Source organism: Burkholderia singularis (assembly GCF_900176645.1).
GTDB classification, from domain to species: domain Bacteria; phylum Pseudomonadota; class Gammaproteobacteria; order Burkholderiales; family Burkholderiaceae; genus Burkholderia; species Burkholderia singularis.
In genome coordinates, this window is the sequence record NZ_FXAN01000055.1 from 29,639 (window position 1) to 56,477 (window position 26,839).

At 63.7% G+C, this 26,839-nt stretch carries 27 protein-coding genes; 18 read left to right on the forward strand and 9 right to left on the reverse strand.

Translation table 11 applies throughout. The annotated features are described in order from the left end of the window. The first annotated feature begins 27 nt into the window (after positions 1-27). From nuoG to BSIN_RS12070, 15 genes are all read left to right on the forward strand, one after another. On the forward strand, positions 28-2,355 hold the full coding sequence (nuoG, locus tag BSIN_RS12000; protein WP_089340668.1) for an NADH-quinone oxidoreductase subunit NuoG: 2,328 nt from the start codon (positions 28-30) through the stop codon (positions 2,353-2,355). Further along, on the forward strand, positions 2,356-3,420 hold the full coding sequence (gene nuoH, locus BSIN_RS12005) for an NADH-quinone oxidoreductase subunit NuoH (protein WP_059513195.1): 1,065 nt from the start codon (positions 2,356-2,358) through the stop codon (positions 3,418-3,420). Positions 3,421-3,435: 15 nt separating this feature from the next. Beyond that, positions 3,436-3,924, forward strand: coding sequence for an NADH-quinone oxidoreductase subunit NuoI (nuoI, locus tag BSIN_RS12010; RefSeq protein ID WP_009892165.1), 489 nt, complete (start codon positions 3,436-3,438; stop codon positions 3,922-3,924). A 121-nt stretch (positions 3,925-4,045) separates the two neighbouring features. Next, on the forward strand, positions 4,046-4,702 hold the full coding sequence (locus BSIN_RS12015; protein ID WP_059513197.1) for an NADH-quinone oxidoreductase subunit J: 657 nt from the start codon (positions 4,046-4,048) through the stop codon (positions 4,700-4,702). Between the two features lie 17 nt (positions 4,703-4,719). Further along, positions 4,720-5,025: an NADH-quinone oxidoreductase subunit NuoK gene (nuoK, locus tag BSIN_RS12020; RefSeq protein WP_010102528.1), complete on the forward strand. Its 306-nt coding sequence runs from the start codon at positions 4,720-4,722 to the stop codon at positions 5,023-5,025. A gap of 17 nt (positions 5,026-5,042) precedes the next feature. After that, complete coding sequence (gene nuoL, locus BSIN_RS12025) at positions 5,043-7,097, forward strand: NADH-quinone oxidoreductase subunit L (RefSeq protein ID WP_089340669.1); 2,055 nt, start codon at positions 5,043-5,045, stop codon at positions 7,095-7,097. A 16-nt stretch (positions 7,098-7,113) separates the two neighbouring features. Further along, entirely contained in the window at positions 7,114-8,604 is a 1,491-nt protein-coding gene (locus BSIN_RS12030) for an NADH-quinone oxidoreductase subunit M (RefSeq protein WP_059513201.1), read from the forward strand. Between the two features lie 39 nt (positions 8,605-8,643). After that, positions 8,644-10,101: an NADH-quinone oxidoreductase subunit NuoN gene (gene nuoN, locus BSIN_RS12035; RefSeq protein WP_173678673.1), complete on the forward strand. Its 1,458-nt coding sequence runs from the start codon at positions 8,644-8,646 to the stop codon at positions 10,099-10,101. Further along, positions 10,101-10,406 (forward strand): DUF2818 family protein, encoded by a 306-nt coding sequence (locus BSIN_RS12040; protein ID WP_059513205.1) that lies wholly within the window; start codon positions 10,101-10,103, stop codon positions 10,404-10,406. The genes nuoN and BSIN_RS12040 overlap by 1 nt, the downstream gene beginning before the upstream one ends. A gap of 35 nt (positions 10,407-10,441) precedes the next feature. After that, positions 10,442-11,032, forward strand: a complete 591-nt coding sequence (locus BSIN_RS12045; protein WP_089340671.1) for an NUDIX domain-containing protein — start codon at positions 10,442-10,444, stop codon at positions 11,030-11,032. 158 nt (positions 11,033-11,190) lie between these two features. Beyond that, complete coding sequence (locus tag BSIN_RS12050; RefSeq protein ID WP_089340672.1) at positions 11,191-11,613, forward strand: DUF1178 family protein; 423 nt, start codon at positions 11,191-11,193, stop codon at positions 11,611-11,613. A gap of 67 nt (positions 11,614-11,680) precedes the next feature. Next, positions 11,681-12,877, forward strand: a complete 1,197-nt coding sequence (locus tag BSIN_RS12055) for an acyl-CoA dehydrogenase family protein (RefSeq protein ID WP_089340673.1) — start codon at positions 11,681-11,683, stop codon at positions 12,875-12,877. Between the two features lie 162 nt (positions 12,878-13,039). Next, entirely contained in the window at positions 13,040-14,173 is a 1,134-nt protein-coding gene (locus BSIN_RS12060) for an acyl-CoA dehydrogenase family protein (protein ID WP_089340674.1), read from the forward strand. Positions 14,174-14,210: 37 nt separating this feature from the next. Further along, positions 14,211-14,669 (forward strand): MaoC family dehydratase, encoded by a 459-nt coding sequence (locus BSIN_RS12065; RefSeq protein ID WP_089340675.1) that lies wholly within the window; start codon positions 14,211-14,213, stop codon positions 14,667-14,669. Next, on the forward strand, positions 14,666-15,163 hold the full coding sequence (locus tag BSIN_RS12070) for a MaoC family dehydratase (protein WP_089340676.1): 498 nt from the start codon (positions 14,666-14,668) through the stop codon (positions 15,161-15,163). Before BSIN_RS12065 ends, BSIN_RS12070 begins: the two co-directional genes overlap by 4 nt. Before the next feature lie 83 nt (positions 15,164-15,246). Here BSIN_RS12070 and BSIN_RS12075 read toward each other — a convergent pair whose 3' ends face one another. The 4 genes from BSIN_RS12075 to BSIN_RS12090 form a co-directional block, all read right to left on the reverse strand. After that, positions 15,247-15,942 carry a glutathione binding-like protein gene (locus tag BSIN_RS12075; RefSeq protein ID WP_089340677.1) on the reverse strand — a complete coding sequence of 232 codons (696 nt, stop codon included), beginning with the start codon at positions 15,940-15,942 and terminating at the stop codon, positions 15,247-15,249. Between the two features lie 150 nt (positions 15,943-16,092). After that, the gene (locus tag BSIN_RS12080) at positions 16,093-17,196 is read right to left on the reverse strand and encodes a phosphotransferase (protein ID WP_089340678.1); all 1,104 of its coding nucleotides are present in this window, start codon (positions 17,194-17,196) and stop codon (positions 16,093-16,095) included. A 46-nt stretch (positions 17,197-17,242) separates the two neighbouring features. Then, positions 17,243-17,956: a histidine phosphatase family protein gene (locus tag BSIN_RS12085; protein WP_059513236.1), complete on the reverse strand. Its 714-nt coding sequence runs from the start codon at positions 17,954-17,956 to the stop codon at positions 17,243-17,245. Positions 17,957-17,971: 15 nt separating this feature from the next. After that, entirely contained in the window at positions 17,972-18,763 is a 792-nt protein-coding gene (locus BSIN_RS12090) for an oxepin-CoA hydrolase, alternative type (protein ID WP_089340679.1), read from the reverse strand. 186 nt (positions 18,764-18,949) lie between these two features. Here BSIN_RS12090 and BSIN_RS12095 point away from each other — a divergent pair, with 186 nt between their 5' ends. Next, the gene (locus BSIN_RS12095; protein ID WP_173678672.1) at positions 18,950-19,606 is read left to right on the forward strand and encodes a glutathione S-transferase family protein; all 657 of its coding nucleotides are present in this window, start codon (positions 18,950-18,952) and stop codon (positions 19,604-19,606) included. A 128-nt stretch (positions 19,607-19,734) separates the two neighbouring features. On the opposite strand, the gene BSIN_RS12100 is transcribed toward BSIN_RS12095, so the two are convergent. Beyond that, positions 19,735-20,907, reverse strand: a complete 1,173-nt coding sequence (locus tag BSIN_RS12100; protein WP_173678674.1) for a pyridoxal phosphate-dependent aminotransferase — start codon at positions 20,905-20,907, stop codon at positions 19,735-19,737. Between the two features lie 38 nt (positions 20,908-20,945). After that, complete coding sequence (locus BSIN_RS12105; RefSeq protein WP_369828177.1) at positions 20,946-21,665, reverse strand: PIN domain-containing protein; 720 nt, start codon at positions 21,663-21,665, stop codon at positions 20,946-20,948. A gap of 98 nt (positions 21,666-21,763) precedes the next feature. Between BSIN_RS12105 and yaaA the strand changes: the two genes are divergently transcribed. Continuing rightward, the gene (gene yaaA, locus BSIN_RS12110) at positions 21,764-22,546 is read left to right on the forward strand and encodes a peroxide stress protein YaaA (RefSeq protein WP_089340682.1); all 783 of its coding nucleotides are present in this window, start codon (positions 21,764-21,766) and stop codon (positions 22,544-22,546) included. A 55-nt stretch (positions 22,547-22,601) separates the two neighbouring features. Then, positions 22,602-23,756: a M14 family metallopeptidase gene (locus BSIN_RS12115; protein ID WP_089340683.1), complete on the forward strand. Its 1,155-nt coding sequence runs from the start codon at positions 22,602-22,604 to the stop codon at positions 23,754-23,756. Positions 23,757-23,927: 171 nt separating this feature from the next. Here BSIN_RS12115 and BSIN_RS12120 read toward each other — a convergent pair whose 3' ends face one another. The 3 genes from BSIN_RS12120 to BSIN_RS12130 all read right to left on the reverse strand — a co-directional run bounded on the left by BSIN_RS12120 (position 23,928) and on the right by BSIN_RS12130 (position 26,274). Beyond that, complete coding sequence (locus BSIN_RS12120) at positions 23,928-24,533, reverse strand: BspC domain-containing protein (protein WP_069234739.1); 606 nt, start codon at positions 24,531-24,533, stop codon at positions 23,928-23,930. A gap of 151 nt (positions 24,534-24,684) precedes the next feature. Further along, positions 24,685-25,359: an energy-coupling factor ABC transporter permease gene (locus tag BSIN_RS12125; protein WP_089340684.1), complete on the reverse strand. Its 675-nt coding sequence runs from the start codon at positions 25,357-25,359 to the stop codon at positions 24,685-24,687. Positions 25,360-25,434: 75 nt separating this feature from the next. Further along, positions 25,435-26,274 carry a response regulator transcription factor gene (locus BSIN_RS12130; protein WP_089340685.1) on the reverse strand — a complete coding sequence of 280 codons (840 nt, stop codon included), beginning with the start codon at positions 26,272-26,274 and terminating at the stop codon, positions 25,435-25,437. Positions 26,275-26,839: the final 565 nt, after the last annotated feature.

Below are 26,839 nucleotides of genomic sequence, written 5' to 3' on the forward strand. Positions count from 1 at the left end.
GTAATAGGTTAAGGACCAGTCACCATCATGGTTGAACTTGAAATAGACGGCAAGAAGGTCGAGGTGCCTGAAGGCAGCATGGTGATCCAGGCTGCGCATAAGGCGGATACGTATATTCCTCACTTCTGCTATCACAAGAAGCTGTCGGTCGCGGCGAATTGCCGGATGTGCCTCGTCGAAGTCGAGAAGATGCCGAAGGCCGTGCCCGCGTGCGCGACGCCGGTATCGGCCGGCATGATCGTCCACACCAACTCTGAAAAGGCCACGAAGGCGCAGCAGTCGGTGATGGAATTCCTGTTGATCAACCATCCGCTCGATTGCCCGATCTGCGATCAAGGCGGCGAATGCCAACTGCAGGATCTCGCGGTCGGCTACGGCAAGTCGTCGTCGCGCTACAGCGAAGAGAAGCGTGTCGTGTTCCACAAGAACGTGGGTCCGCTGATCTCGATGGAAGAGATGTCGCGCTGCATCCACTGCACGCGCTGCGTGCGCTTCGGCCAGGAAATCGCCGGCGTGATGGAGCTTGGCATGCTGGGCCGCGGCGAGCATTCGGAAATCACGACGTTCGTCGGCAAGACGGTCGACTCCGAGCTGTCGGGCAACATGATCGATCTGTGCCCGGTCGGCGCGCTGACGAGCAAGCCGTTTCGCTACAGCGCCCGCACGTGGGAGCTGTCGCGCCGCAAATCGGTGAGTCCGCATGATTCGGTCGGTGCGAATCTCGTCGTCCAGGTGAAGAACAATCGCGTGATGCGCGTGTTGCCGTTCGAGAACGAAGCCGTCAACGAGTGCTGGATCTCGGACAAGGACCGTTTCTCGTATGAAGGCCTCAACAGCGACGAGCGTCTGACCAAGCCGATGATCAAGCAAGGCGGTCAATGGCGTGAAGTCGATTGGCAGAGTGCGCTCGAATATGTCGCGCGCGGGTTGAAGGGTGTCGTGGCCGACCACGGCGCGTCGGCGCTCGCGACGCTGGCGAGCGCGCATAGCACGGTCGAGGAACTGTTCCTGCTCAAGTCGCTCGCGCACGGTCTGAAGACGCCGAACATCGATGTCCGTTTGCGCCAGTCCGATTTTTCCTCCGCAGCGGAAGGCGCGCCGTGGCTTGGCATGCCGATTGCGGCGCTGTCCGGCGTCAGCGGCGCGCTCGTGATCGGTTCGCTGTTGCGCCGCGATCACCCGCTGCTCGCCGCGCGTCTGCGTCAGGCCGCGAAGGGCGGCGCGCAGTTGCATTTCCTGCATGCGACCGGCGACGACTCGCTGATCCCGAGCGCGAAGCGCATCGTCGCCGCGCCGTCGGCATGGCTCGACGAACTCGCGGGCATCGCGGCAGCGGTCGCGCAAGCGCGCGGCGTCGCATTGCCGCAGGCGCTCGCGGGCGTTGAAGCATCCGCCGCCGCGCAGGCCGTCGCGCAATCGCTCGCAAGCGGCGAGCGCCGTGTCGTGCTGCTCGGCAACGGCGCGGTTCAGCATCCGCAGTTCGCGCAGATCCACGCGCTCGCGCAATGGATCGCCGACAATACCGGAGCGACGCTCGGTTTTCTGACCGAAGCGGCGAACACGGTCGGCGCGCATCTCGTCGGCGCGTTGCCCGGCGAAGGCGGCCTGAACGCGCGCGACGCGTTCGCGCAGCCGCGCAAGGGCTATGTGCTGCTCAACGTCGAACCCGAATTCGATACGGCCGATCCCGTGCAAGCGCTCGCCGCGCTCCAGCAGGCGGAAACGGTCGTTGTGCTGTCGCCGTTCAAACACGGTCTCGACTATGCGGACGTGTTGTTGCCGATCGCGCCGTTTACCGAGACGGCCGGCACGTATGTCAACGCGGAAGGCCGCGTGCAGTCGTTCAACGGCGTCGTGCGCCCGCTTGGCGACACGCGTCCGGCGTGGAAGGTGCTGCGCGTGCTCGGTAACTTGCTCGGCCTGCCGAATTTCGAATACGAGACGTCCGACGAGGTGCGCATTGCCGCACTTGGCGACGGCGAGATCGCGCCGCGTCTGTCGAATCGGACGAAAGCCGCGGTCGAGCGTGCGGCGACGAAGGCGAACGGCGCGCTCGAACGTCTTGCCGACGTGCCGATTTATCATGCCGACGCGCTCGTGCGTCGCGCCGGCGCGCTGCATCTGACGGCCGCCGCGAAAGTGGCGTCCCAGGCCGGCTTGCCTGCCGCGTTGTTCGATCAGCTCGGCTTGAAGGACGGCGACGCGGTGCGCGTGCGCCAAGGCGATCGTGCGGTGCAATTGCCGGCCGTGCGCGACGAGAATCTTGCGGCAAATGTCGTTCGCGTGTCGGCGGCAACGCCTGCCGGCGCGGCGCTCGGCGGCCTGTCCGGTGAACTGGTGGTGGAGAAGGCGTAAATGAGCTTGTTCGATACGATCAATTCGGGCGGGGCGGAGCTTCTCGGTGCGGCGTGGCCGACGGTATGGGCGCTGGTGCGCATTCTCGTCGTCGCCGTCGTGATCCTGTTGTCCGTCGCATATCTGATTCTGTGGGAGCGTAAGCTGATCGGCTGGATGCATGTGCGTCTCGGTCCGAACCGCGTCGGTCCCGCGGGCCTGTTGCAGCCGATCGCCGACGTGCTGAAACTGCTGCTCAAAGAGGTGATCCACCCGACGGCGGCAAGCCGCTGGCTGTATCTGATCGCGCCGGTGATGACGGTCGTGCCGGCGTTTGCGGTGTGGGCCGTGATCCCGTTCCAGGCGGGCGCGGTGCTCGCAAACGTGAATGCAGGCCTCTTGTACGCGATGGCGATCTCGTCGGTCGGCGTCTATGCGGTGATTCTCGCCGGCTGGGCGTCGAACTCGAAGTACGCGTTTCTCGGCGCGATGCGCGCGGCCGCGCAGATGGTGTCGTATGAAATCTCGATGGGTTTCGCGCTCGTGCTCGTGCTGATGACCGCCGGCAGCCTGAACCTGTCGGAGATCGTCAACTCGCAGCAGCACGGCTTCTTCGCGAACCACGGCGTCAACTTCCTGTCGTGGAACTGGCTGCCGCTGCTGCCGGTGTTCGTCGTCTACTTCATTTCGGGCATCGCCGAAACGAACCGCCATCCGTTCGACGTGGTGGAAGGCGAGTCGGAAATCGTCGCGGGCCACATGATCGATTACTCGGGGATGGCCTTCGCGCTGTTCTTCCTTGCCGAGTACATCAACATGATCGTGATCTCGGCGCTGGCGGCGACGATGTTTCTCGGCGGCTGGGACGCACCGTTCGAATTCCTGTCGTTCATTCCGGGCATCTTCTGGCTGGTGCTGAAGGTTTTCGCGCTGCTGTCGGTGTTCATTTGGGCCCGTGCGACGTTCCCGCGTTTCCGCTACGACCAGATCATGCGCCTCGGCTGGAAAGTGTTCCTGCCGGTGTGCGTGATTTGGGTGGTCGTGGTCGGTTTCTGGATGATGTCGCCGCTGAATATCTGGAAATAAGGGGCGGACGAAATCATGACGGCAATCCAACAGTTCTTTAAAACTTTCTTCCTGACCGAGCTGCTGAAGGGGCTCGCGCTGACGGGGCGGTACACGTTCAAGCGCAAGTTCACCGTACAGTTCCCGGAGGAGAAAACGCCGATCTCGCCGCGCTTTCGCGGTCTGCATGCGCTGCGCCGCTACGAGAACGGCGAGGAGCGCTGCATCGCATGCAAGCTGTGCGAAGCGGTGTGCCCGGCAATGGCGATTACGATCGAATCGGAAACGCGCGCGGATAATACGCGCCGCACGACGCGCTACGACATCGATCTGACGAAGTGCATCTTCTGCGGTTTCTGCGAAGAAAGCTGCCCGGTCGATTCGATCGTCGAAACGCAGATCCTCGAGTATCACGGCGAAAAGCGCGGCGACTTGTATTTCACGAAGGAAATGCTGCTCGCGGTCGGCGATCGCTACGAGAAGGAGATCGCGGCTGCGAAGGCCGCCGATGCGCGGTATCGGTGATCCTTCGGGGAACCGACGGCCGCCCCGGCGAGCGGGTCGGCCAACCCGCGGCGACGCCGCGGTTCGCCCGGCGGTGACAGCCAACCGCGCCTGACAATGGCCTAATGATGAACCGGTAATCATGGACTTCACGACCGTACTCTTCTACATCTTCTCGTTGCTCCTCGTGGTATCGGGGCTGAAGGTGATCACTTCGCGCAACCCGGTGGCGTCTGCGCTTTTCCTCGTGCTCGCGTTCTTCAACGCAGCCGCGATCTGGATGCTGCTCGAGGCCGAATTCCTCGCGATCCTGCTAGTGCTCGTCTACGTGGGCGCGGTGATGGTGCTGTTCCTGTTCGTCGTGATGATGCTCGACATCAACATCGACGTGCTGCGCCGCGACTTCCGGCGTTTCGTGCCGATGGCGACCGCGGTGGGCGCGATCATCGTCGTCGAGACGGCGCTGATTCTCTGGCGCGGCTATGGCGCGACGTCGTCGCCGGTGCGCGACATCGCCGCGGGCGCGGCGGCCGGCATGCCGAATACGAAGCTGATCGGCAAGGTGATCTATACCGATTACATCTTCGCGTTCGAAATCGCGGGCCTCGTGCTGCTCGTCGCGATCATCGCGGCGGTCGCGCTGACTGCGCAGAAGGGCAAGGACAGCAAGCGCCAGCGCGTGTCCGACCAGGTGAAGGTGCGCCGCCAGGACCGCGTGCGCCTCGTGAAGATGGCAGCGGACAAGCCGCAGCCGGAAACGGCCGAGCGCGCGGCAGGCGCCGCCGGCGGCAACGGCTAAGCGGAGGAAAAGAAACTATGTTGACCTTGGCGCATTACCTCGTGCTCGGTGCGATCCTGTTCGCGATCAGCATCGTTGGGATCTTCCTGAACCGCCGCAACATCATCGTGATCCTGATGGCGATCGAATTGATGCTGCTCGCGGTGAATACCAATTTCGTCGCGTTCTCGCACTACCTGGGCGACGTGCACGGCCAGATCTTCGTGTTCTTCGTGCTGACGGTCGCGGCGGCGGAAGCAGCGATCGGCCTCGCGATTCTCGTGACGTTGTTCCGCAAGCTCGACACGATCAATGTCGAGGATCTCGATCAGCTCAAAGGTTAATTTCAGGCAAGGCTGTTATGTCAACGACACTCAATGAAAACCTGCTGTTGGCGATTCCGCTCGCGCCGCTCGCCGGTTCGCTGATCGCGGGGTTGTTCGGCAACGCGATCGGACGCAGCAACGCGCACCGGGTCACGATTCTCGGCGTCGCGATCTCGCTCGTGCTTTCCGCGATGGTGTTCTTCCAGGTGCTGGATGGCGCGAGTTTCAATGCCACCGTCTACGAATGGATGAACGTGGGCTCGCTGAAGCTCGAGGTCGGTTTCCTCGTCGACACGCTGACCGCGATGATGATGGTGGTCGTGACCTTCGTGTCGCTGATGGTGCACATCTACACGATCGGCTACATGTCGGAAGAGGACGGCTATCAGCGCTTCTTCTCGTACATCTCGTTGTTTACGTTCTCGATGCTGATGCTCGTGATGAGCAACAACTTCCTGCAGCTTTTCTTCGGCTGGGAAGCGGTGGGTCTCGTGTCGTACCTGCTGATCGGCTTCTACTTCACGCGTGAAAGCGCGATCTACGCGAACATGAAGGCGTTCCTCGTGAACCGCGTCGGCGATTTCGGCTTCCTGCTCGGCATCGGCCTCATCCTCGCGTATGCGGGCTCGATGAACTACGGCGAAGTGTTCGCGAAGCGCGCGGAACTCGCGACGCTGCACTTTCCGGGCACGCAATGGGGTTTGCTGACGGTCGCATGCATTTGCCTTTTCGTCGGCGCGATGGGTAAGTCCGCGCAGTTCCCGCTGCACGTGTGGCTGCCTGACTCGATGGAGGGCCCGACGCCGATCTCCGCACTGATTCACGCGGCAACGATGGTGACGGCCGGCATCTTCATGGTTACGCGGATGTCGCCGCTGTTCGAACTGTCCGACGCGGCGCTGTCGTTCGTCACGGTGATCGGCGCGATCACGGCGCTGTTCATGGGATTTCTGGGCATCGTGCAGAACGACATCAAGCGCGTCGTCGCATACTCGACGCTGTCGCAGCTCGGCTACATGACGGTTGCGCTCGGCGTGTCCGCGTACCCGGTCGCCGTGTTCCACCTGATGACGCACGCATTCTTCAAGGCGCTGCTGTTCCTCGGCGCGGGCTCGGTGATCATCGGCATGCACCACGATCAGGACATGCGCAACATGGGCGGCCTGCGCAAGTACATGCCGATCACGTGGATCACGTCGCTGATCGGCTCGCTTGCGCTGATCGGCACGCCGTTCTTCTCCGGTTTCTATTCGAAGGACTCGATCATCGACGCGGTGAAGCTGTCGCACCTGCCGGGTTCGGGCTTCGCGTACTTCGCGGTCGTCGCGAGCGTGTTCGTCACCGCGCTGTACTCGTTCCGGATGTACTTCCTCGTGTTCCACGGCGAAGAGCGCTTCCGTCAGCCGAAGCACCCGGATTCGCCGATGGCGCAGGCGGCCGCGCATGGTCATGACGATCATGGCCACGGTCATGACGACCACGGCCACGCGCATGTGCCGCACGAAACGCCGTGGGTCGTCTGGGTGCCGCTCGTGCTGCTGGCGATTCCGTCGATTGTGATCGGCGCGGTGGCAATCGGCCCGATGCTGTTCGGCGATTTCTTCCAGCACGGCGTCGCGTTCGACAAGGTGATCTTCATCGGCCAGAATCACCCGGCGCTTGCCGAGATGGCCGAGGAGTTCCACGGCTGGGCGGCGATGGGGCTGCATTCGGTGTCGGGGCTGCCGGTTTATCTGGCGCTCGCTGGCGTTGTCGTCGCGTGGTTCCTGTATCTGAAGCGTCCGGATCTGCCGGCGTCGATCCGTCGCGCGTTCGGCCCGATCTACACGCTGCTTGACAACAAGTACTACATGGACAAGATCAACGAGGTCGTGTTCGCGAAGGGCGCGGTCGCGATCGGCCGCGGGCTGTGGAAGGAGGGCGACGTCGTGGTGATCGATGGCCTCGTCAACGGCAGCGCGCGCTTCATCGGCTGGTTCGCCGGCGTGATCCGCTTCCTGCAATCCGGTTACATCTATCACTACGCGTTCGCCATGATCATCGGCATGCTGGGGCTCCTGACCCTGTTTGTAACGCTCGGCGGCAAATAAGGCGGAGACGATACTAATGCACTCTTTTCCGATTCTCAGTACCGCGATCTGGCTGCCGATCGTCTTCGGCCTCATCGTGCTCGCGGTCGGCTCCGATAAAAATCCGGGCGTGGCGCGAGGGGTCGCGCTGATCGGCTCGCTGCTCGGTCTGGCCGTGACGGTTCCGCTCGTCACGGGCTTCGATTCGAGCACCGCGGCGTTGCAGTTCGTCGAGCAGTCGACGTGGATCGAACGCTTCAATATCTCGTATCACCTCGGCGTCGACGGCATCTCGATGTGGTTCGTCGTGCTGACCGCGCTGATCACCGTGATCGTCGTGATCGCCGCGTGGGAAGTCATCACCGAGAATGTCGCGCAGTATCTCGCCGCGTTCCTGATCCTGTCGGGGATCATGATCGGCGTGTTCTCGGCGGCCGACGGCCTGCTGTTCTACGTGTTCTTCGAGGCCACGCTGATCCCGATGTACATCATCATCGGCGTGTGGGGCGGCCCGAACCGCGTGTATGCGGCGTTCAAGTTTTTCCTGTACACGCTTGCCGGCTCGCTGCTGATGCTGGTCGCGCTGATCTATCTGTACACGCATACGCATTCGTTCGATCTCGCGACCTGGCAGAACGCGAAACTCGAGATGACGCCGCAGATTCTGCTGTTCATCGCATTCTTCCTCGCCTTCGCGGTGAAGGTGCCGATGTGGCCGGTTCATACGTGGTTGCCGGACGCGCACGTCGAAGCGCCCACGGGCGGCTCGGTCGTGCTGGCCGCGATCATGCTGAAGCTCGGCGCATACGGTTTCCTGCGCTTCTCGCTGCCGATCACGCCGGATGCGAGCCACTTCTTCGCACCGGTCGTGATCACGCTGTCGCTCGTCGCGGTGATCTACATCGGTCTCGTCGCGATGGTGCAGGCGGACATGAAGAAGCTCGTCGCGTATTCGTCGATCGCGCACATGGGCTTCGTTACGCTCGGCTTTTTCATCTTCAATCAGTTGGGCGTGGAAGGCGCGATCGTTCAGATGATCTCGCACGGCTTCGTATCGGGGGCGATGTTCCTTTGCATCGGCGTGCTGTACGACCGCCTGCATTCGCGTCAGATCGCCGATTACGGCGGCGTCGTCAACGTGATGCCGAAGTTCGCCGCGTTCGCGATGCTGTTCTCGATGGCCAACTGCGGCTTGCCGGGCACGTCCGGTTTCGTCGGCGAATTCATGGTGATTCTCGCGGCGGTCCAGTTCAACTTCTGGATTGCGTTCGGGGCGGCGTTCACGCTGATTCTCGGCGCGGCCTACACGCTTTGGATGTACAAGCGCGTGTACTTCGGCGCGGTAAAGAGCGACAAGGTCGCGAAGCTCTCGGACATCGGCCGCCGCGAATTCTCGATGCTCGCCGTGCTTGCCGCGTTCACGTTGCTGATGGGCCTCTATCCGAAGCCGTTCACCGACGTGATGCACGTTTCCGTGGAAAACCTCCTCTCCCATGTCGCGCAGTCGAAACTGCCGCTGGCCCAGTAAGCGCGAGCGGAGGAAATCAAGATCATGCAAAACGCACCTATGAATGTTCTGTTGCCTGATGCGCTGGTGATGGCCGCCATCGTCGTCGCCTGGCTGAACGACACCATTTCCGGCGCGGCCGGCCGACGCGTCACGTATCTGATCGCGGTCGTCTCGTCGATCGCGGCGGGCGTTTGGTTCGCGCTGCAAGCGCTCGATCCGCAGCAGTACTATTTTTTCTCGCGGATGGTCGTCGTCGATTCGTTCGCGAGCGTGATGAAGGCGGTCGTGTCGTTCGGCTTTGCCGTGTCGCTCGTCTATTCGCGTAAGTACCTTGAGGATCGCGACCTGTTCCGCGGCGACGTGTTCCTGCTCGGAATGTTCTCGCTGCTCGGTCAGATCGTGATGATCTCGGGCAACAACTTCCTGACGCTGTACCTCGGCCTCGAACTGATGTCGCTGTCGCTGTACGCGACGATCGCGCTGCGCCGCGATGCCGCGCAGTCGAGCGAGGCGGCGATGAAGTACTACGTGCTCGGCGCGCTGGCTTCGGGCTTCGTGCTGTATGGGATTTCGATGCTGTACGGCGCGACGGGTTCGCTCGAATTGAACGAAGTGCTGAAGGCGGTTGCGTCGGGCCACATCAACGATGCGGTGCTGCTGTTCGGCGTGATTTTCGTCGTCGCCGGCGTCGCGTTCAAGCTGGGCGCCGTGCCGTTCCACATGTGGGTGCCGGACGTCTATCAGGGCGCGCCGACCGCGATGACGCTGTTCGTCGGCGGCGGCCCGAAGGTGGCGGCATTCGCGTGGGGGCTGCGCTTTCTCGTGATGGGGCTGTTGCCGCTCGCGGCCGACTGGCAGCAGATGCTCGTGATCCTGGCGGCGCTGTCGCTGATCGTGGGCAACGTGACCGGTATTGTCCAGCGCAACGTCAAGCGCATGCTCGCGTACTCCGCGATTTCGAACATGGGCTTCGTGCTGCTCGGTCTGCTCGCGGGCGTCATCGGCGGCAATCCGTCGTCGGCGGCGAGCGCGTACAGTTCGGCGATGTTTTATTCGATCATTTATCTCGTGACGACGATGGGCGCGTTCGGTGTCGTGATGCTGCTCGCGCGCCGCGATTTCGAGGCGGAAACGCTCGACGACTTCAAGGGGCTCAACAAGCGCAGCCCGGTGTTTGCGTTCGTGATGATGGCGATGATGTTCTCGCTCGCGGGCATTCCGCCGACGGTCGGTTTCCATGCGAAGCTCGCGGTGCTCGAGGCGACGGTCAACGCAGGTCTCACGTGGCTTGCGGTGCTGGCCGTCATCACGTCGCTGATCGGCGCGTTCTACTATCTGCGTATCGTCAAGCTGATGTATTTCGATGCGCCGCAGGACACGACGCCGATCGCAGGTGACGCATGCAAGCGCGCCGTGCTCGTGCTGAACGGCGTCGCCGTCGTGCTGCTCGGCATTCTGCCGGGTCCGCTGATGACGATCTGCCTGCAGGCAATCAGCCATACGCTGCCGCTCTAATGTCGGCTGCGGGCTGGTTCATCGTGTTGTTGGCGCTTGCGGGCGCCAACCTGCCGTTCCTGAATCAACGCCTGTTCGCCGTCGTGCCGCTCAATGGTGGGGCGGCGGCGAAAAAGAGCGCGTGGCTTCGGATCGGCGAATTGATCGTGCTGTATTTCGCGGTCGGCGCGCTGGGCTTCTGGCTCGAATCGCGCGCCGGCAACCGTTTCGAACAGGGCTGGCAGTTCTATGCGATTACGTTCAGTCTTTTTGTCGTGTTCGCGTTTCCCGGCTTCACGTTCCAATATTTAGTCAAGCGGCGCTGACGGACTGGCCGTCACGTCCCCAACCGGAGCCGCCGATGGCCGATTTGCCGAATCACGACGCCACGCTCTTCGAAACCTGTATCGAGAGCCAAGCCGTCTACGACGGTACGTTCCTGAAAGTGAAGCGCGATACGGTGCGTCTGCCCGACGGCAAGCATGCGACGCGCGAATACGTGACCCATCCGGGCGCGGTGATGGTCATCCCGGTCTTCGACGACGGCCGGGTGCTGATGGAGAACCAATATCGTTATCCAATCGGCAAGGTGATGACGGAATTTCCGGCCGGCAAGCTCGATCCGAACGAGGGTGCGCTCGCTTGCGCGATCCGCGAACTGCGCGAGGAAACCGGTTACACCGCGCGCGAATACGTGTATCTAACGCGTATCCATCCGATCATTTCGTATTCGACCGAATTCATCGACATCTATCTCGCCCGCGGCCTTACGCCGGGCGAGCGCAAGCTCGACGACGGCGAATTCCTCGAGACATTCACGGCGATGCTGCCGGATCTGCTCGAATGGGTGCGCACCGGCCGGATCAGCGATGTGAAGACGATCATCGGGACGATGTGGCTCGAAAAGGCGCTGTCGGGCGCGTGGCCGCTCGGCGAGGTCGTGCGGCCGTAAGCCCGTGCTCGCGGGCGGGCCAAGCGGGAGATTTTGGACCACGATACAATCGGTGTGAGTGTGGTGATAGCGAGAGCCGCTCATTCACCAAACTAATTTAGCACGATCGTTCACAAAATTTCTTTTTGCGCTACACTGGCACCACGCCCTGATTCAGCATGAAGGTTCTCGACTTACAGTGCCCCCATGGCCATCGGTTCGAAGGCTGGTTTGCGTCAGCCGACGAGTTCGACGCGCAGTTGTCTCGCAAGCTGGTCGAATGTCCGGTTTGCGGGGCGACTGAGGTCAGCCGCATGCCGTCCGCGCCTCGCCTGAATTTGTCAGGCGCGACGCGCGAGCAGCCGGTTGATCCGCGCGTGCTGCAGGCGCAGGTGATGCGCGCGCTACGGGAGGTGCTGGCGAAGACCGAGAACGTGGGCGAGCGCTTCGCCGAGGAAGCGCGGCGTATTCATTACAACGAAGCGCCCGCGCGCAGCATTCGTGGCGTGACGACGCTTGAGGACGCGCAAGCCTTGGTCGAAGAAGGCATCGATGTGCTGCCGCTGCCGGTTCCGGCCGCGCTGAAGGAACCTCTCCAGTAATCGTTCACGATTGCCGGGCGGCCTCGGCGGCCGCTGGTGCGGTCCTGGCCCAGGAGGAGACACCGGCATGAATCTCGATTATTCCCCCGCCGACGACGCGTTCCGCGCCGACATCCGCGCATGGCTCGAAGCGAATCTGCCTCGCGAGCTGCGAGCGAAAGTTCTTGATCATAAGCGTTTGAATCGCGAAGACTACGCGAATTGGCACCGGCTGCTCGGCGCGCGCGGCTGGTCCGCGCCTGCATGGCCGGTCGAATATGGCGGTCCGGGCTGGAATGCGATCGAGCGGCATATATGGGAAGAGGAGTGCGCGCGGATCGGCGCGCCGCCCGTGCTGCCGTTCGGCGTGTCGATGGTCGCGCCGGTGCTGATGAAGTACGGCAGCGAAGCGCAGAAGCGTCATTATCTGCCGCGCATCCTCGACGGCACCGATTGGTGGTGCCAGGGCTATTCGGAGCCCGGCTCGGGCTCGGATCTCGCGTCGCTGCGCACGCGCGCCGAGCGTCACGGCGATCACTACATCGTCAATGGCCAGAAAACCTGGACAACGCTCGGCCAGTACGCGGATATGATGTTCTGCCTCGTGCGCACCGATCCCGCTGCGAAGAAGCAGGAAGGGATTTCGTTTCTGCTGATCGACATGAAGACGCCCGGCATCACGGTGCGGCCGATCGTCATGCTCGACGAGGATCACGAGGTCAACGAAGTGTTTTTCGAGGACGTGAAGGTGCCGCTCGATAACCTCGTCGGCGACGAGAATCGCGGTTGGACCTACGCGAAGTATCTGCTTGGGCACGAGCGCACCGGGATCGCGCGCGTCGGCGCATCCAAACGCGAACTCGCATTCCTGAAGCAGCTCGCATCGCGCGAGCGCAAGAACGGCCGGCCGTTGATCGACGATCCGGTGTTTGCCGGAAGAATCGCCGCGCTCGAAATCGAACTGATGGCGCTTGAGGTGACGGTGCTGCGTGTGGTCAGCAGCGAAGCGAGCGGGCGCGGGCCGGGGCCGGAGGCGTCGATGCTGAAGATCAAGGGCACCGAGGTCCAGCAGGGGTTGACCGAGTTGATGGTCGATGCGATTGGCCCGCTTGCCGCGCCGTTCGACGTGCCGTTTCTTGAAGGCGAGCGCGAGCGCAGCGTCGTCGACGACGATGCCGCGGCACCGCTTGCCGCGTATTACTTCAACTATCGCAAGACGTCGATTTACGGCGGCTCGAACGAGATCCAGAAAAACATCATCGCGCAGATGATGCTTGGATTGTGAGCATGGGATGAGAACGGCGCCGGCGCTGAATGCCCGCGGCTCGGCATCGCCGGGCCCGACCGGGCGTCGGCGCCAAGCCGGACCGATATCCGATCGACTGCGTTGCGTGCGGCGGGATCAGGCGCCAAAGGCGCTCATTCCGGCCGACATAGGAGACAAGTGATGAATTTCACTTTCAGCGAAGAGCAGCAGCAATTCGGCGACGCGTTGCGCCGCTATCTGACCGAGCGCTACGATTTCGACGCACGGCGCGCGATCATTCACTCGGAGGCTGGCGTATCCGCCGACCAATGGCGCGCGTTCGCCGAACTCGGCTTGACTGCGCTGCCAGTGCCGCAAGCGCACGGCGGCTTCGGCGGCGATGCCGTCTATATGCTGGTCGCGATGCGGGAATTGGGGCGTGCGCTCGTCGTCGAACCTTATTGGGCGACGGCAGTCGGTATCGAGGCGTTGCGCATCGCGGGCTCGGGTGACGCGGCGGACGCCGCGCTGCTCGAACGGGTCGCGCAGGGCGACGCGAAGCTCGCCGTCGCGTTTCACGAGCCGCATGCGCGCTACGACCTGTTCGCGATCGAGACGAGCGCGCGGCCGGACGGCGATGCGTTCGCGTTGAGCGGTGTGAAATCCGTGGTCACGCACGGCGCGCAAGCGGACGTGCTGATCCTGCCGGCGCGGCTGCCTGACGGTGCGCTTGGCCTGTTCGCGCTCGAGCGCGGCGCGGCGGGCGCCGACGTGACCGATTACCGGACGATCGACGGCCAGCGCGCGGCGACGATCCGTTTGTCGAACGCGCCGGCTCGTGCGCTCGCGGGCGGCATGCACGGCGACGCCGCATGGGAGCAGATTGCCGATTACGGCACTGTGCTGCTATGCGCCGAGGCGCTCGGCGCGCTTGATGCGCTCAATCACGCGACGCTCGATTACACGAAGACGCGGGAGCAATTCGGCGGACCGATCGCGCGCTTTCAAGCGCTCCAGCATCGGATGGTCGACATGCTGATCCATGCCGAGCAGGCTCGCTCGCTCACCTACCTGGCCGCCGTGCGCTATGCGAGCAGTAACGCGGACGAGCGCCGCCGCGCGGTGTCGGCGGCCAAGGCGCGGCTCGGGCAGGCGGCGCGTTTCATCGGCCAGCAGGCCGTGCAGTTGCACGGCGGCATGGGCGTTACCGACGAAGTCGCGGCCGCGCATTGGTTCAAGCGGTTGTCGATCATCGAAACGACCCTCGGCGACGTCGATCACCACGTTGCGCGTTTTGCTTCGCTGCCGGATTTTGCGGCGCCGCAGGCCGCTTGAGCGCGGCGCGGATCACTCACTTTGACGGAGACGTTTGATGGGCATCAGCTACGAAGATCTGATAGTGGGCAGCGCGACCGAAGTCGGCAAGCACACGTTCACAGCCGACGAGATCGTGACGTTCGCGCAAGCCTACGATCCGCAGCCTTTTCATCTCGACGAGGCGACGGCAAAGGCATCGATGTTCGGCGGATTGGTTGCGAGCGGCTGGCACACGTGCTCGGTGTTCATGGGAATGCTCGTGCGCAACGTGCTGCAAGGCTCGACGAGCATGGGCTCGCCCGGCATCGACGAAATCCGCTGGCTGAAGCCGGTGCGTGCCGGCGACACGATCACGATGTACAACAAGATACTGGACAAGCGGGTGTCGGCGAGCCGCCCGGATCGCGGGATCGTGTCGACCGAATGGGAAGGCGTCAACGAGCGCGGCGAGACGGTGATCACGGTGCGCTCGAAGGTGCTGTTCGGGCTGCGCGAGCCGAAGGGGCAGGCATGACGGCCGACGTGACGCAGGAAGAGCAAGCGGCGCTGCCGACGATTGCGTCGGCGCAGGCGCTGCGCGATCTCGTCGGCGCGGCGCCGTTCGTCAGCGATTGGTGCGTCGTCGACCAGCCGCGCGTCAATGGTTTTGCCGAAGCGACCGATGATCGTCAATGGATTCACATCGATCCTGAGCGTGCGCGGCGCGAGTCGCCGTTCGGCGGCCCGGTCGCGCATGGTTTCTTGACGCTGTCGCTGATTCCGGCGTTGATGTCCCGCACGATCCGTTTTGCCGAGCGCATGAGCGTGAACTACGGACTCAATCGCGTGCGTTTCGTGCGGCCGGTGCCGGTCGGCTCGCGCGTGCGGGCGCGCTTCGGGGTCAAGGACACGGCCGACGGCCCGCAGGGCAGCGTGCGCGTGACATGGTCGATATCGGTTGAAATCGAGCATCCGGAGAAACCGGAGTTGGCATGCGCGATGGAATTTGTCACGCTGCACTTCTTCTGATCGCCGAAGGCTGCGCCGCAGCGGCGGCTTGCCTCTCGCCGGCCGCCGCGGCGCCGGAGATGCTGGAGAGCGCGGCAGCGTGCTCAGCGGCGCGTGTATTGCGTCGCGCCAAACAATATTTCGCGTGCGCGGGCGTCGTCCTGCAGCGGCTTGCGTTCGGACGTCAGCACTTCGACGCCGCGCCGTACCGCGTCGCGTGCGGCGATTGCGTCCTGCCAGCGCTTCACGTTCGGAAAATCCTCGAGCGCGATGCCCTGGTTTTGCCATGAGCGCGTCCACGGGTAGGCGGCGATGTCGGCGATCGTGTAATCGTCGCCCGCCAGGTACGCGGACTGACCGAGCTGCTTGTCCATCACGCCATACAGGCGCTTCGCTTCGTTCGTATAACGGTTGACCGCGTATTCGATCCGCTCGGGCGCGTAGAGGCGGAAATGGTGGGCCTGGCCAAGCATCGGGCCGATGCCGCCCATCTGAAACATGAGCCATTGCAGCGTTGCATAGCGCGCGGTGGGTTCGGACGGCAGGAACTTGCCGGTCTTCTCGGCGAGATAGATCAGGATCGCGCCCGACTCGAACAGTGAGATCGGTTCGCCGTCGGGGCCGTCGTGATCGACGATCGCGGGGATTTTATTGTTCGGGCTGATTTTCAGGAACGCCGGCTTGAACTGGTCGCCCGCGCCGATATCGATCGGATGCGCGCGATATTCGAGCCCGGTTTCCTCGAGCATGATGTGGATTTTGTGACCATTCGGCGTGGCCCAGCTGTAAACGTCGATCATCGTCGCTCCTCGTTTGCGGTTCGGTCGTCGCGGCATGGCGGAGCGCCGCGGCACGGACGAGGAAATTAGAGCATAGATCGACGCGCGCCGCAGACGGCGCGCCCGCGTTCGGCAACGCGCCCGCGCGCCTCGCCGAACGCGGATGCGCCGTCAGTGCGCCTGTTGCGCGTAGCGCCATGCGATCTCGGCGAGCGGCCGCGCGCGCCGGCCCGCATCGAGCGCCTGCGCGCTCGATGCGGTGCCGTCGACCGCGCGTTTCATCACGCCTTGCAGGATCGCCGCGATCCGGAACAGGTTGTACGCGAGATAGAAATTCCAGTTGTCCGGGACCTTCAGGCCGGTGCGCTCGCAGTAGCGGGCGACATAGTGCGCTTCGTCCGGAATGCCGAGCGACGGCAGATCGAGCCCCGCGATTCCGCGGAAGTGCCCCGGCTCGACGTGCCACGCGATGCAGTGATACGCGAAATCGGCGAGCGGATCGCCGAGCGTCGACAGCTCCCAGTCGAGCACCGCAAGCACACGCGGCTCGCGCGGCTCGAAGATCAGATTGTCGAGCCGGTAGTCGCCGTGCACGATCGACACGCGCGCGCCCTGTCCGGTTTCGGGCGGCAGATGCTGCGGCAGCCAGTCGATCAGCTTGCGCATCGCGTCGATCGGCTCGGTTTCCGATGCGAGATATTGCTTGCTCCAGCGCGCGATTTGCCGCTCGAAATAGTTGCCGGCCTTGCCGTAATCGGCGAGGCCGATCGCATGCGGATCGATCGAGTGCAGCGCGGCGATGACCCGGTTCATCTCGTCGTAATGGCTGGCGCGTTCCTCGGGCGTCAGATTCGGCAGCGACGGGTCCCACAGCACGCGGCCGTCGACGAACGCCATCACATAGAACGCGCGGCCGATCACGTTTTCGTCTTCGCAGAGCGCAAGCATCGGGGCAACGGGTACGCCGGTTGCGGCGAGCGCGGCCATCACGCGGTATTCGCGCTCGATCGCGTGGGCGGACGGCAAGAGCTTCGCCGCCGGCGCAGGCTTCGCGCGCAGCACGTAGCTGCGTTGCGGCGTGACGAGCTTGAACGTCGGATTCGACTGGCCGCCCTTGAATTGCTCGATGGAAAGCGGCCCGGCGAAGCCGTCGATATGCTCGGCAAGCCACGCGCTCAGCGCATTCACGTCGAAGCGCTGCGCGCCGTCGACCGGGCGGGTGCCTTCGAAGGCGGCATAAACGGTTTGAGCGGAAGTTTGTTCGTTCGAAGCCATCGTTGTCTCCGTGGCGAAATCCGGATGTGACGGCACGCCGATGCGCTCACGCGCGCGTGCCGTGTACGAATTGGTGATAAAGCACTTCCATCGTCGTGTTGCGGCTGTCGCGGTGCAGCGCGTCGGGCGGCGAATAGTTGACGAGCCGCACGACCCAATCGTGCTCGCGCTCGCCGACGTCCAGCGCATTGATGCAGCCGGTGTCCTGCGACAACGTGCCGAGGAAGAAGCGATGCCCGGGCACGATGGCGTGCGACAGCAGCGCGCAATTCACGCCGCCGTGCAGCACGAGCAGCGCGGTGCTCCACGACGGGTCCGCCCGCAACGCGGCGAGCGGCGGCAGCACGCGGTCGATCAACTCGCCGATCGTCTCTCCGCCGAGAAATCGGGTGTGCTCCGCGACGATCCCGTCGAGTGCGCTGAGGAACGCGGCTTCCTGCTCGTCGGGGGCAATGTCGGCGAGGTGGCCGCCGCGGATTTCGCGCCACGCGGGCTCGATGCCGATGTCGATCGACTGGCCGGTTTCGGCGAGCACGCGCCGCGCGGTTTCCATCGTGCGCGGCAGTCCGCTCGCGATCACGCGATCGAATTGCACGCGCTGCTCGGCGAACACGCGCCCGGCGGCGGTTGCCTGCGCCTGGCCGCGTGCGTTGAGCGGCACGCTATCCGAATCGAACGGCCGGCCGCGTTCGTCGAAATAGGTGACGTCGCCATGACGCATCAGATAAATACGGCGACGCTTGGGTAATTGAAAAGGCATGTCGGGAGGCTCGCTTTAGCGTTTGTAGACGGGCGTGCGCTTGTCGAGGAACGCGGTGATGCCTTCGAGCGCATCCGCGTGGCGCAGCGATTCGACGAAATGATTTCGCTCGGCGATCAGATGCGCGTCCAGCGGCTGCGCGTGCGCGTCGGCGATCAGCGATTTGATCCGCGCAAGCGCGTTCGGCGACAGCCTGCCCAATTCGTCGGCCCATGCGATCGCTTCGTCGCGCGCGGCGCCCGGCCGGCTCAGGCGGTTCACGACGCCGAGCGCGTGCAGCCGGGCGGCGGCGGCCGGCTTGCCTTCGAACATCAGTTCGGCTGCGAGCGCGCGCGGCAGCGCGCGGGCGAGGAACCACGAACCGCCGCCGTCGGGCGTCAGGCCGACGCGTGCATAGGACATCACGAACTTGGCGTCGTCGGCGGCAACGAGCAGATCGCACGCGAGCGCGAGCGAGAAGCCCGCGCCCGCCGCCGCGCCTTCGACCGCGGCAATCACGGGTTTCGTCACGGTGGTGAGCGCGGTGATCCATTCGCCGAGCAGATCGATGCTCGCCGCCTGCACGGACGGGTCTTTCGCGCGATTGTCGAGCAGCCGGTTCAGATTGCCGCCTGCGCAAAAGAAGCGGTCCGCGCCGGTCAGGACCACCGCGCGGATCGTCGGATCGCGCTCGGCCGTATTGAGCGCTTCGAGGCCGGCGGCATACATGTCCGGATGCAGCGCGTTGCGCGCGCCGGGGTTGGAAAGGGTGAGGACGAGCGTCGATTCGCTTTCGGTCGGGCGCGATGCGAGCAGTTCTGCGCTCATGCGGCAGTCTCCTGGGATGCGCCGGCCGGTTTGGCCGGCGCTTATGGTGGCGGTTCGAAGCGGCTGCGGTGACGCAGCCCGATTCGAGCGTTTTAGAATAACACGGACGTGCTTTTTGGGCGTCGAGCCGAACCCGACGCGCGAAGCATATCGCGCGCGGTTTTCCCCATGAACAAGGAGTCATCGATGCTCAGGCTCTGTGGTTTTCCGTTGTCCAACTATTACAACAAGGCCAAGTTTGCGCTGCTCGAATACGGTATTCCGTTCGACGAGATGCTCGTCACGACGCCGATCGACGATGCTGCGAAACGGGCCGACACGCCGCTTGGCAAGGTACCGTATCTGCAGACGGAACACGGCCCGATCAGCGAGTCGCAGGCGATCGTCGATTATTTGGCGATGCGCTATCCGGAAAAGCGGATTTACCCGGCCGATGCGTATGCGGCGGCGAAGGCGCGCGAGATCACGATCGTGCTTGAGCTATATATCGAATGGTGCGTCCGCGATCTGTTCCCGGAGGCGTTTTTCGGCGTCAAGATCAGCGACGGCACGAAGGCGCGCGTCGAAAAACGCCTGCCGCATGCGCTCCAAGGCTTCAAGCGGCTCGCGTCGTTCTCGCCGTACTTGCTGGGCGACACGTTCAGCATTGCCGATATTGCCGCGTTCATTCATTTGCCGATCGTCGCGCTTGCGACCAAACCGATCTATGGCCGTGATCTGGTCGTCGAGGCGGGAATCGATTGGAAAGCGTACGTCAAGCGCATCGAGGCGCAGCATCCGGCCGCGCGGCGCGTGAGCGCGGATCGCAAGGCTTACGTCGCGGGCCTTGCGAAGCCGGCTTGATTGCTTGAGTGCCGAATGGGCGCGGGCGGCTCGAGCGCCGCCCGCGCGTCGCGCACGGGATCGGCGCGCTTGCGCACGTCGCCGGATCAAACCGCCCGCCGGATGCGCCGCTTGACGGCTCTTGACGGCTACAAACGACCGAGCCGCTCGAGCGCGAGGGCGAGCGTCTCTTCGCGCTTCGCGAAGCAGAAACGCACGACGTCCGATTCATGCGGCTCATGATAGAACGCGGACACGGGGATCGCGGCCACGCCGATTTCCGTCGTCAGCCATTTCGCGAACTGAGCCTCGGGCAGATCGCTGATTGCCGAATAATCGACGCATTGGAAGTACGTGCCCGTGCACGGCAGCAGCTTGAAACGGGTGTTCGCGAGTCCGGCACGGAAGAAGTCGCGCTTCTTTTGATAGAACGCGGGTAAGGTCAGATAAGGCTCGGGGTGGCGCAGATAATCGGCGAGACCATATTGCATCGGCGTGTTGACCGTGAACACGTTGAACTGATGCACCTTGCGGAACTCTGCCGTCAGCGCGGCGGGCGCGGCCACGTAGCCGACCTTCCAGCCCGTCACGTGAAAGGTTTTGCCGAAGCTCGACACGACGAAGCTGCGCGCCGCGAGTTCCGGGTAGCGAACGACGCTCTCGTGCCGCGCGCCGTCATAGACCATGTGCTCGTAGACTTCATCCGACACGATCAGGATGTCGGTGCCGCGCACGATGTCCTCGAGCGCGCGCATGTCGGCGTCGCGCCAAATCGTGCCGGTCGGATTGTGCGGCGTGTTGATGATGATCGCGCGCGTTTTGGGCGTGATCGCCGCGGCGAGTTTGTCGAACGGAATCGTGTAATCGGGCGCCTCGAGCGTAACGAAGACCGGCGTGCCGCCGGCGAGCGCGATCGACGGCAGATAGCTGTCGTAGGTCGGCTCGATCACGATCACTTCGTCGCCCGGATGCACCGCGCACAGGATCGCCGTGAGGAGCGCCTGCGTTGCGCCGGCCGTTATCGTGATCTCGTTTGCCGCGTCGTAGCGGCGGCCGTAGAGCTGCTCGGTCTTGTCCGCGACCGCCTCGCGCAGCGGCGCGATGCCCGCCATCGGCGGATACTGGTTATGGGCGTCGCGCATCGCACGCGCGACCGCATCGACGATCGCCGGATCGCAGTCGAAATCCGGAAAGCCCTGGCCGAGATTCACCGCGCCTTTTTCCGCGGCGAGCGCGCTCATTACAGTGAAGATCGTCGTGCCGACATGGGGCAGGCGGGATGGGAAGGTAGGTGTGTTGGGCATATCGTGCGATGCGTTCATCATGGCTTGTATGCGCGAGATCGGGCGGAAAAGGGTGCTTACGCCGGCTCCGGCGCGCCGGCCGGAAGCGCTCGCGCGGCGAACGACTCGGGCGGCGCGATCCGGAAACCGAAATCGCGTTCGGTGCGGCGCGCGAGTTTCAGCAGCGCACGATCTTTCGACACGAGCCAGTCGGCGCGCGCCGCGTAAGCGAGTTCGAGGAATTTCTGGTCGTCGCGATCCTTGCACTTGGGCAGCGGCCGCGGCGGCGCGTCGCCCGGCGGCGGGGGCAGTGCGTCGGTCCGCGCCAGCAGCGGGTTTGCCGCCGGCACGCCGGCGCCGGATGCAGGCGATGCGCAGGCGGCGGGCGTGACGTGCGCATCGGTGCGGCTCGGCAAGGCACTGCCGGACGGCGCGCCGGGCGTCCGCGCCGCGCCCGGCTGCTGCTGCTGCGTATCGGCGACAATCGCCTGGGCGGCCGATGCGGCCGGAGTCGGGGCGCTCGCTCCGGTGTCGGCGGTTGCCGCTACGCACGAGCCGCCATTGGCGCGTGGCCCTGCGACATGCTGCGTCAAACGCGCGACCGTCGCGAGCGCGGCGGCCTTGTCGACCGCGCGCGCTTTGAACTGAGGATAATCGAGCACGCGCTCGAGTTCGCCGAGGCAGCGGGCGTCGATGAGCGCGGTGACGGCGCCGGTTTCGAGGGCCGCGCGGATCGGACGGGTGGCGGGGTCGTCGAACACGAGGATATCGATCCACACGTTCGAATCGAGCACCACGCGCAGACCGTCGCATAAAGCGTCGGGGCTAGGCATTCGTTACAATTGAGGGTTTTCGTTTGATTGCCCGGCATCGCACGGCATGCCAGCAAGCCTCTATGATAATCGTTCTGTCTCCCGCGAAATCGCTCGATTACGAAACGCCGCCGCACGTCGCCGCCCATACGCTGCCGCAGTTCATCGATGACGCGGCCGAACTGATCGGCGCGCTGCGCCGGTTGTCGCCGCAGCAGATCTCGACGCTGATGAATATTTCCGATCCGCTCGCGCGGCTCAATTTCCAACGCTATGCGGACTGGTCGCGCGCGTCGACGCCGGCGAACGCCAAACAGGCGCTGCTTGCGTTCAATGGCGATGTCTACGAAGGTTTCGACGCGCGCTCGCTGTCGGCGGACGATCTCGATTACGCGCAACGGCACGTGCGCGTGCTGTCCGGACTGTACGGGCTGCTGCGGCCGCTCGATCTGTTGCAGCCGTACCGGCTCGAAATGGGCACGCGCTTTGCCAACGCGCGCGGCAAGGATCTGTACGCATTCTGGGGCGAGCGGATCACGCGCGCGCTGAACGCCGAGCTTGACAAGCGCGACGCCGCATCGCGCGTACTGGTCAATTGCGCATCGGCTGAATATTTCAAGGCGGTGAAACCGAAGCTGCTCGGCGCGCGCGTCGTCACGCCGGTGTTCGAAGACTGGAAGGACGGCCGCTACAAGATCATCAGCTTTTACGCGAAACGCGCGCGTGGACTGATGGCGCGCTACGTCGTCGAGGGACGGCTCGCGTCGCCCGGTGCGCTGATGCGCTTTTCGTCGGAGGGCTATGCGTTCAACGAAGCCGCGTCGAACGACGACACTTATGTATTCCGCCGCCGAGCAGGCGCGTGAAACCGTATGAAATCCGGGCGGCCGTGCGCGGCCGCCGTCACCAGGAGACGCAGCAATGACTCTCTCGATCACGAGCAATTTCGATGCGGGCGCGATCGACGTCCTGTCGTGCGAGCGGGCGGACGCGATCCGGCTGCGCGTGCGCGGCGACAATCATTCCGAGTTCGCGCAATGGTTCTATTTCCGCGTCACGGGCGCGCGCGGCGAACGCTGCGTGATGACGTTCGACAATGCGAAGGAATGCGCATACCCCGACGGCTGGCGCGACTATCGCGCGGTCGCGAGCTACGACCGGGTCAACTGGTTCCGCGTGCCGACGTCGTATGACGGCCAAACGCTGACGATCGACCACACGCCCGAATTCGACAGCATCTATTACGCGTACTTCGAGCCGTACAGCGAGGAGCGCCAGGCGGAGTTTTTGGGGGCTGTTCAGCAGATGCCGCAGGCGAACGTCGTCGAGCTGGGGCGCACGCATGACGGGCGGCCGCTGTCGCTTATCGTGCTCGGCACGCCGCAAGAGGATGACGTCGCGAAAAAGAAAGTCTGGATCATCGCGCGCCAGCATCCGGGCGAATCGATGGCGGAGTGGTTTGTCGAGGGACTGGTCAAGCGGCTCGTCGGCTGGGGCGACTGGTCGGGCGATCCGGTGGCCCGCAAGCTTTACGATCACGCGACGTTCTATATCGTGCCGAACATGAATCCTGACGGCAGCGTGCGCGGCAATCTGCGCACGAACGCGGTGGGCGCGAACCTGAATCGCGAATGGATGGCGCCCGATGCCGAACGCAGCCCCGAAGTGCTCGTCGTGCGCGATGCGATCGAAGCCGCGGGTTGCGATCTCTTTTTCGACATCCATGGCGACGAGGCGCTGCCGTATGTGTTCGTGGCCGGCTCGGAGATGTTGCCGGGCTTCACGGAACGTCAGCGCGCCGAGCAGCGTGCATTCATCGACGCGTTCAAGCGCGCGAGCCCCGATTTCCAGGACGAGCATGGCTATGCGGCCAGCAAGTACAACGAGGAGGCGCTCAAGCTCGCGTCGAAGTACATCGGCAATCGGTTCGGCTGTCTGTCGTTGACGCTCGAGATGCCGTTCAAGGACAACGCGAACCTGCCTGACGAGCACGCCGGCTGGAGCGGGGCGCGTAGTGCGGCGCTTGGCGCGGCGATGTTGACCGCGATTCTCGAGCACGTGCGCGCGTTCGCCTGAGCACTTGCCCGGGCGCGATCGACGCGCGTCGGCGGAAAAATGCCATGCGTCGACGCACGAAAAAAGCCGGAGCGGGCTTGCCGCGCTCCGGCTTTTTTCGTGAATGGCGACCGGCGTGTCGGCCGCCGCGCGTCATTCGGCTTTACCGGCCGGTCGGGCCGCGGCGGCCGATCATCGTGCCTTGCGGGCCGAATGCTTCCTCACGGCCTTCACCGTCGACGATCGTTTGCCGCTTTTGCCAGACGCCTTTGCTTTACCCTTGCCTTTGCCGGCGTGCTTGTGAAACTTCTTCTTCGATGCTGCCGGCCGCTCGGCGCGCGGTTTCACAGGCGGCGACGGATCGTTCCAACTGAACGCGAGCATTTGCGTGCCGACGTACCCGCAGCGGAATTTCAAATGCGCGGGCTCGCCGCCGTCGTTACGCATGCCGAGCCCTTCGACCGTCACGACGTTGTCGACTTTCACGCGTTGCTTGCCTTCGTCGAACGAATCGTTCCAAGGGGCGATCGCTGCGTTGCCGCTTTCGAATGCGCTCGGCGGGAATTCGACATGATCGAAACTGTTCGACGTGCTGGCAATGAAGTTGCCATGCGCCGCGCAATCCGCGACGAGCGGATCGGCGTGCATGTCGTTGATGTATTTGTTGACGAGCTCCGCGCGTTGGTCGAGGAGATCGGCGAATGCGGGCGCGGCGAAGGCGAGCGTCAGGCCGGCGACGCAGGCCGTCAACGTGCCGAGCGCGCCAAGGAGGCGTTGCGGGGCGGGGAAGCTGTCCATCTGGGTAGAGGATAACGGAGATCGAGACACCAGGCACGTCAGATGCCCGATGAAGAGCAGGGTTCCATCTTAGCGTAATTTCTGAGCGGCGCAGTAGTGCGCTCGGCAGATATCTTTGGCCGCGCGCAGATGCGCAACTCGCGGCGGCGCGTTACAGGCGGGGGCCGCCGAGGCGGTAGCGGCGCACGTCGGACGTTGTGACCCAGGCGGGACGGTAGACGGCGATCAACGCGGTCGCGACGCCGGTGAACCATGCCTCGCCGAGTGCCAGCAACAGCGCGCTGAGTACATAGCCGGACGGTATGACGACGAACGCGCCGTTGGCGAGCGCGATCTGCATGCCTGCTGCCGCGATCGACACCGCGCCCGACGCGACCGCGGGCGACACGATGCCCTGACCGGCGATGAGGGCGGTCAGATTGTGCGGCAGCCGCGCGAGTGCCGCACGCTGCAGCAGTGCCGATGCCGCGACAGGTAGCGCGCCGTAGATCAAATAGGTGAGTCCGACGCCTTGCCAGGTCGCGTCGAATGCGAACGCCGCGATACCGATGACAACGGCCATGGCGATGAGAGATAGCGCCCAATCGAACAGCGTGACGAGCAACGTGGCGCCGAGCAGATGCATGACGAGGCCATCGTCGAGCCATGCGTTGGATGCCCAAAGCACGGTGATCGACGTGATGAGCGCGAGCCATACGTGCTGCAGAGTCGGATCCTGCAGGCGGCCGAACGGGCGTCTCCATGATGCGAGGACGAGCAATCCCACGGCGGCGATCCAGCCACCCACGGCAACCCAGAACGGAAGCGGCGTATAGAGAAACCCCATGTTTTTATATTACTCGTTGAATACAAAAGATGGGAACGGATTCACGCGACCGCCGGGGCGCACCGGGTTCACCGGCTATTCATTCGCCTTGTACGGAGTGGGCAGCTCGGCCGCGATGAGGGGTTCGCTGGTCGATTCGCTTTCGGCGGCGAGCGGGTATTTGTGCCGCGTTTTCACTGCGCGCAGCGGTACGGGGCCGGGTGCGCCATGTACAGGCTTGGGCGAGCTTTCGTTCGAGGCCAGCAACACTTCGAGGTGCGGCGGCAGCCAGCCGTTGTAAATGGCGACGGCGGACGCGCGATTGTTCGCGCCCAATTGCTGGAAGATGCTGGCCAAATGAATCTTGACCGTGCCTTCGCTGATGCCGAGCGTGCGCGCAATCATCTTGTTGGTGCTGCCCATGTGAACAAACCGCATGATCTGCGCTTGGCGCGGCGACAGTAGACTGCATGGTGAACGCTTCCGGGCCGGAAGCTGACCGGCCAGCGAATCGGCGCGGCTGTCGCTGGCACGTGCGGATGGCTCTGCAAGATCGAGTGCGCTCGGCGGCACGTAGTAGCTGCCGAGCAGCACGATCTCCAATGCGCGCACGATCAAGTGCGGGCGCGTCGAGCGCGGGATGACGCCAAGCACGCCGGCGGCGAAAAGCGCTCGAGTCTGCTCGGGCGACGCGTCGTCCGTCAGTGCGGCGACGGGCGTTGGCGAGCACGCCTTGCAGAACGCATGCAGATCGCCGAGCCGCTCGATGTCGCGCCAATCGACTGTGATCAAGTCGAAACTTTGTTGCTTGATCAGCCGTTGTGCCTGCCGCCAATCTTTTGCATCGTTATAGCCGGCGTGCCGGTCGATTTGCCGCAGCAGGGTTTTCAAGCCGTCACGCCGTTCCGCGTCCGAATTGAGCACCAGAAACCTCATGTGTATGCCTCCGATTGTCGAGAAGACGGTGAGTGTCGCCTGCACCATGATGACAAACTACTTACGAAGTGTCGGCCTAGCTGAAAGGTGTAGGAAAAATTCAGACAAACGGGCGAGATGGAAAGGAGGATGGCTTGGGTTTGAATGAGCCGCCCAGTGAGTACGGGAAGCGTGTTGATGTGGCTGTTGCCGACGTCGCTTTTATTCGAGCTTCGAGCGGCGCGCCATGTGTCGCGCCTGATTTTCGAATGCGGGGTTGCGTGTTTGTGGGCGCGCGTCTTTATGCAGTCGCGCCACAACCGGCGCTTGCTGCGCCTGTATTTCCATACCGAATGCGATTTGTAGTGATGCCCGAATGGGGAAGGGGCAAAAACTGGTGGGCAAAACAAAAATCAATATCGGATTTCTGCCGCGACCGAGGAGCGATTGGGGTCATGAAAATTTTTTCGCTAAGGGGTTGCGCGAAGGGCGGGGCCTGACTAGAATCACGCCTCTTTCGCTGAAACGGAAACGGACAGCGGGGGAGAGAGAAGGAAGCGCGGCCGACTGCTAGAGAGGGAGTTGA

What these genes read in the sequence shown, in the direction of transcription:
- nuoG (WP_089340668.1), top strand. Translation starts at nt 28, where the DNA reads ATGGTTGAACTTGAAATAGACGGCAAGAAGGTCGAGGTGCCTGAAGGC.
- nuoH (WP_059513195.1), top strand. Translation starts at nt 2,356, where the DNA reads ATGAGCTTGTTCGATACGATCAATTCGGGCGGGGCGGAGCTTCTCGGT.
- nuoI (WP_009892165.1), top strand. Translation starts at nt 3,436, where the DNA reads ATGACGGCAATCCAACAGTTCTTTAAAACTTTCTTCCTGACCGAGCTG.
- BSIN_RS12015 (WP_059513197.1), top strand. Translation starts at nt 4,046, where the DNA reads ATGGACTTCACGACCGTACTCTTCTACATCTTCTCGTTGCTCCTCGTG.
- nuoK (WP_010102528.1), top strand. Translation starts at nt 4,720, where the DNA reads ATGTTGACCTTGGCGCATTACCTCGTGCTCGGTGCGATCCTGTTCGCG.
- nuoL (WP_089340669.1), top strand. Translation starts at nt 5,043, where the DNA reads ATGTCAACGACACTCAATGAAAACCTGCTGTTGGCGATTCCGCTCGCG.
- BSIN_RS12030 (WP_059513201.1), top strand. Translation starts at nt 7,114, where the DNA reads ATGCACTCTTTTCCGATTCTCAGTACCGCGATCTGGCTGCCGATCGTC.
- nuoN (WP_173678673.1), top strand. Translation starts at nt 8,644, where the DNA reads ATGAATGTTCTGTTGCCTGATGCGCTGGTGATGGCCGCCATCGTCGTC.
- BSIN_RS12040 (WP_059513205.1), top strand. Translation starts at nt 10,101, where the DNA reads ATGTCGGCTGCGGGCTGGTTCATCGTGTTGTTGGCGCTTGCGGGCGCC.
- BSIN_RS12045 (WP_089340671.1), top strand. Translation starts at nt 10,442, where the DNA reads ATGGCCGATTTGCCGAATCACGACGCCACGCTCTTCGAAACCTGTATC.
- BSIN_RS12050 (WP_089340672.1), top strand. Translation starts at nt 11,191, where the DNA reads ATGAAGGTTCTCGACTTACAGTGCCCCCATGGCCATCGGTTCGAAGGC.
- BSIN_RS12055 (WP_089340673.1), top strand. Translation starts at nt 11,681, where the DNA reads ATGAATCTCGATTATTCCCCCGCCGACGACGCGTTCCGCGCCGACATC.
- BSIN_RS12060 (WP_089340674.1), top strand. Translation starts at nt 13,040, where the DNA reads ATGAATTTCACTTTCAGCGAAGAGCAGCAGCAATTCGGCGACGCGTTG.
- BSIN_RS12065 (WP_089340675.1), top strand. Translation starts at nt 14,211, where the DNA reads ATGGGCATCAGCTACGAAGATCTGATAGTGGGCAGCGCGACCGAAGTC.
- BSIN_RS12070 (WP_089340676.1), top strand. Translation starts at nt 14,666, where the DNA reads ATGACGGCCGACGTGACGCAGGAAGAGCAAGCGGCGCTGCCGACGATT.
- BSIN_RS12075 (WP_089340677.1), bottom strand. Translation starts at nt 15,942, where the DNA reads ATGATCGACGTTTACAGCTGGGCCACGCCGAATGGTCACAAAATCCAC.
- BSIN_RS12080 (WP_089340678.1), bottom strand. Translation starts at nt 17,196, where the DNA reads ATGGCTTCGAACGAACAAACTTCCGCTCAAACCGTTTATGCCGCCTTC.
- BSIN_RS12085 (WP_059513236.1), bottom strand. Translation starts at nt 17,956, where the DNA reads ATGCCTTTTCAATTACCCAAGCGTCGCCGTATTTATCTGATGCGTCAT.
- BSIN_RS12090 (WP_089340679.1), bottom strand. Translation starts at nt 18,763, where the DNA reads ATGAGCGCAGAACTGCTCGCATCGCGCCCGACCGAAAGCGAATCGACG.
- BSIN_RS12095 (WP_173678672.1), top strand. Translation starts at nt 18,950, where the DNA reads ATGCTCAGGCTCTGTGGTTTTCCGTTGTCCAACTATTACAACAAGGCC.
- BSIN_RS12100 (WP_173678674.1), bottom strand. Translation starts at nt 20,907, where the DNA reads ATGAACGCATCGCACGATATGCCCAACACACCTACCTTCCCATCCCGC.
- yaaA (WP_089340682.1), top strand. Translation starts at nt 21,764, where the DNA reads ATGATAATCGTTCTGTCTCCCGCGAAATCGCTCGATTACGAAACGCCG.
- BSIN_RS12115 (WP_089340683.1), top strand. Translation starts at nt 22,602, where the DNA reads ATGACTCTCTCGATCACGAGCAATTTCGATGCGGGCGCGATCGACGTC.
- BSIN_RS12120 (WP_069234739.1), bottom strand. Translation starts at nt 24,533, where the DNA reads ATGGACAGCTTCCCCGCCCCGCAACGCCTCCTTGGCGCGCTCGGCACG.
- BSIN_RS12125 (WP_089340684.1), bottom strand. Translation starts at nt 25,359, where the DNA reads ATGGGGTTTCTCTATACGCCGCTTCCGTTCTGGGTTGCCGTGGGTGGC.
- BSIN_RS12130 (WP_089340685.1), bottom strand. Translation starts at nt 26,274, where the DNA reads ATGAGGTTTCTGGTGCTCAATTCGGACGCGGAACGGCGTGACGGCTTG.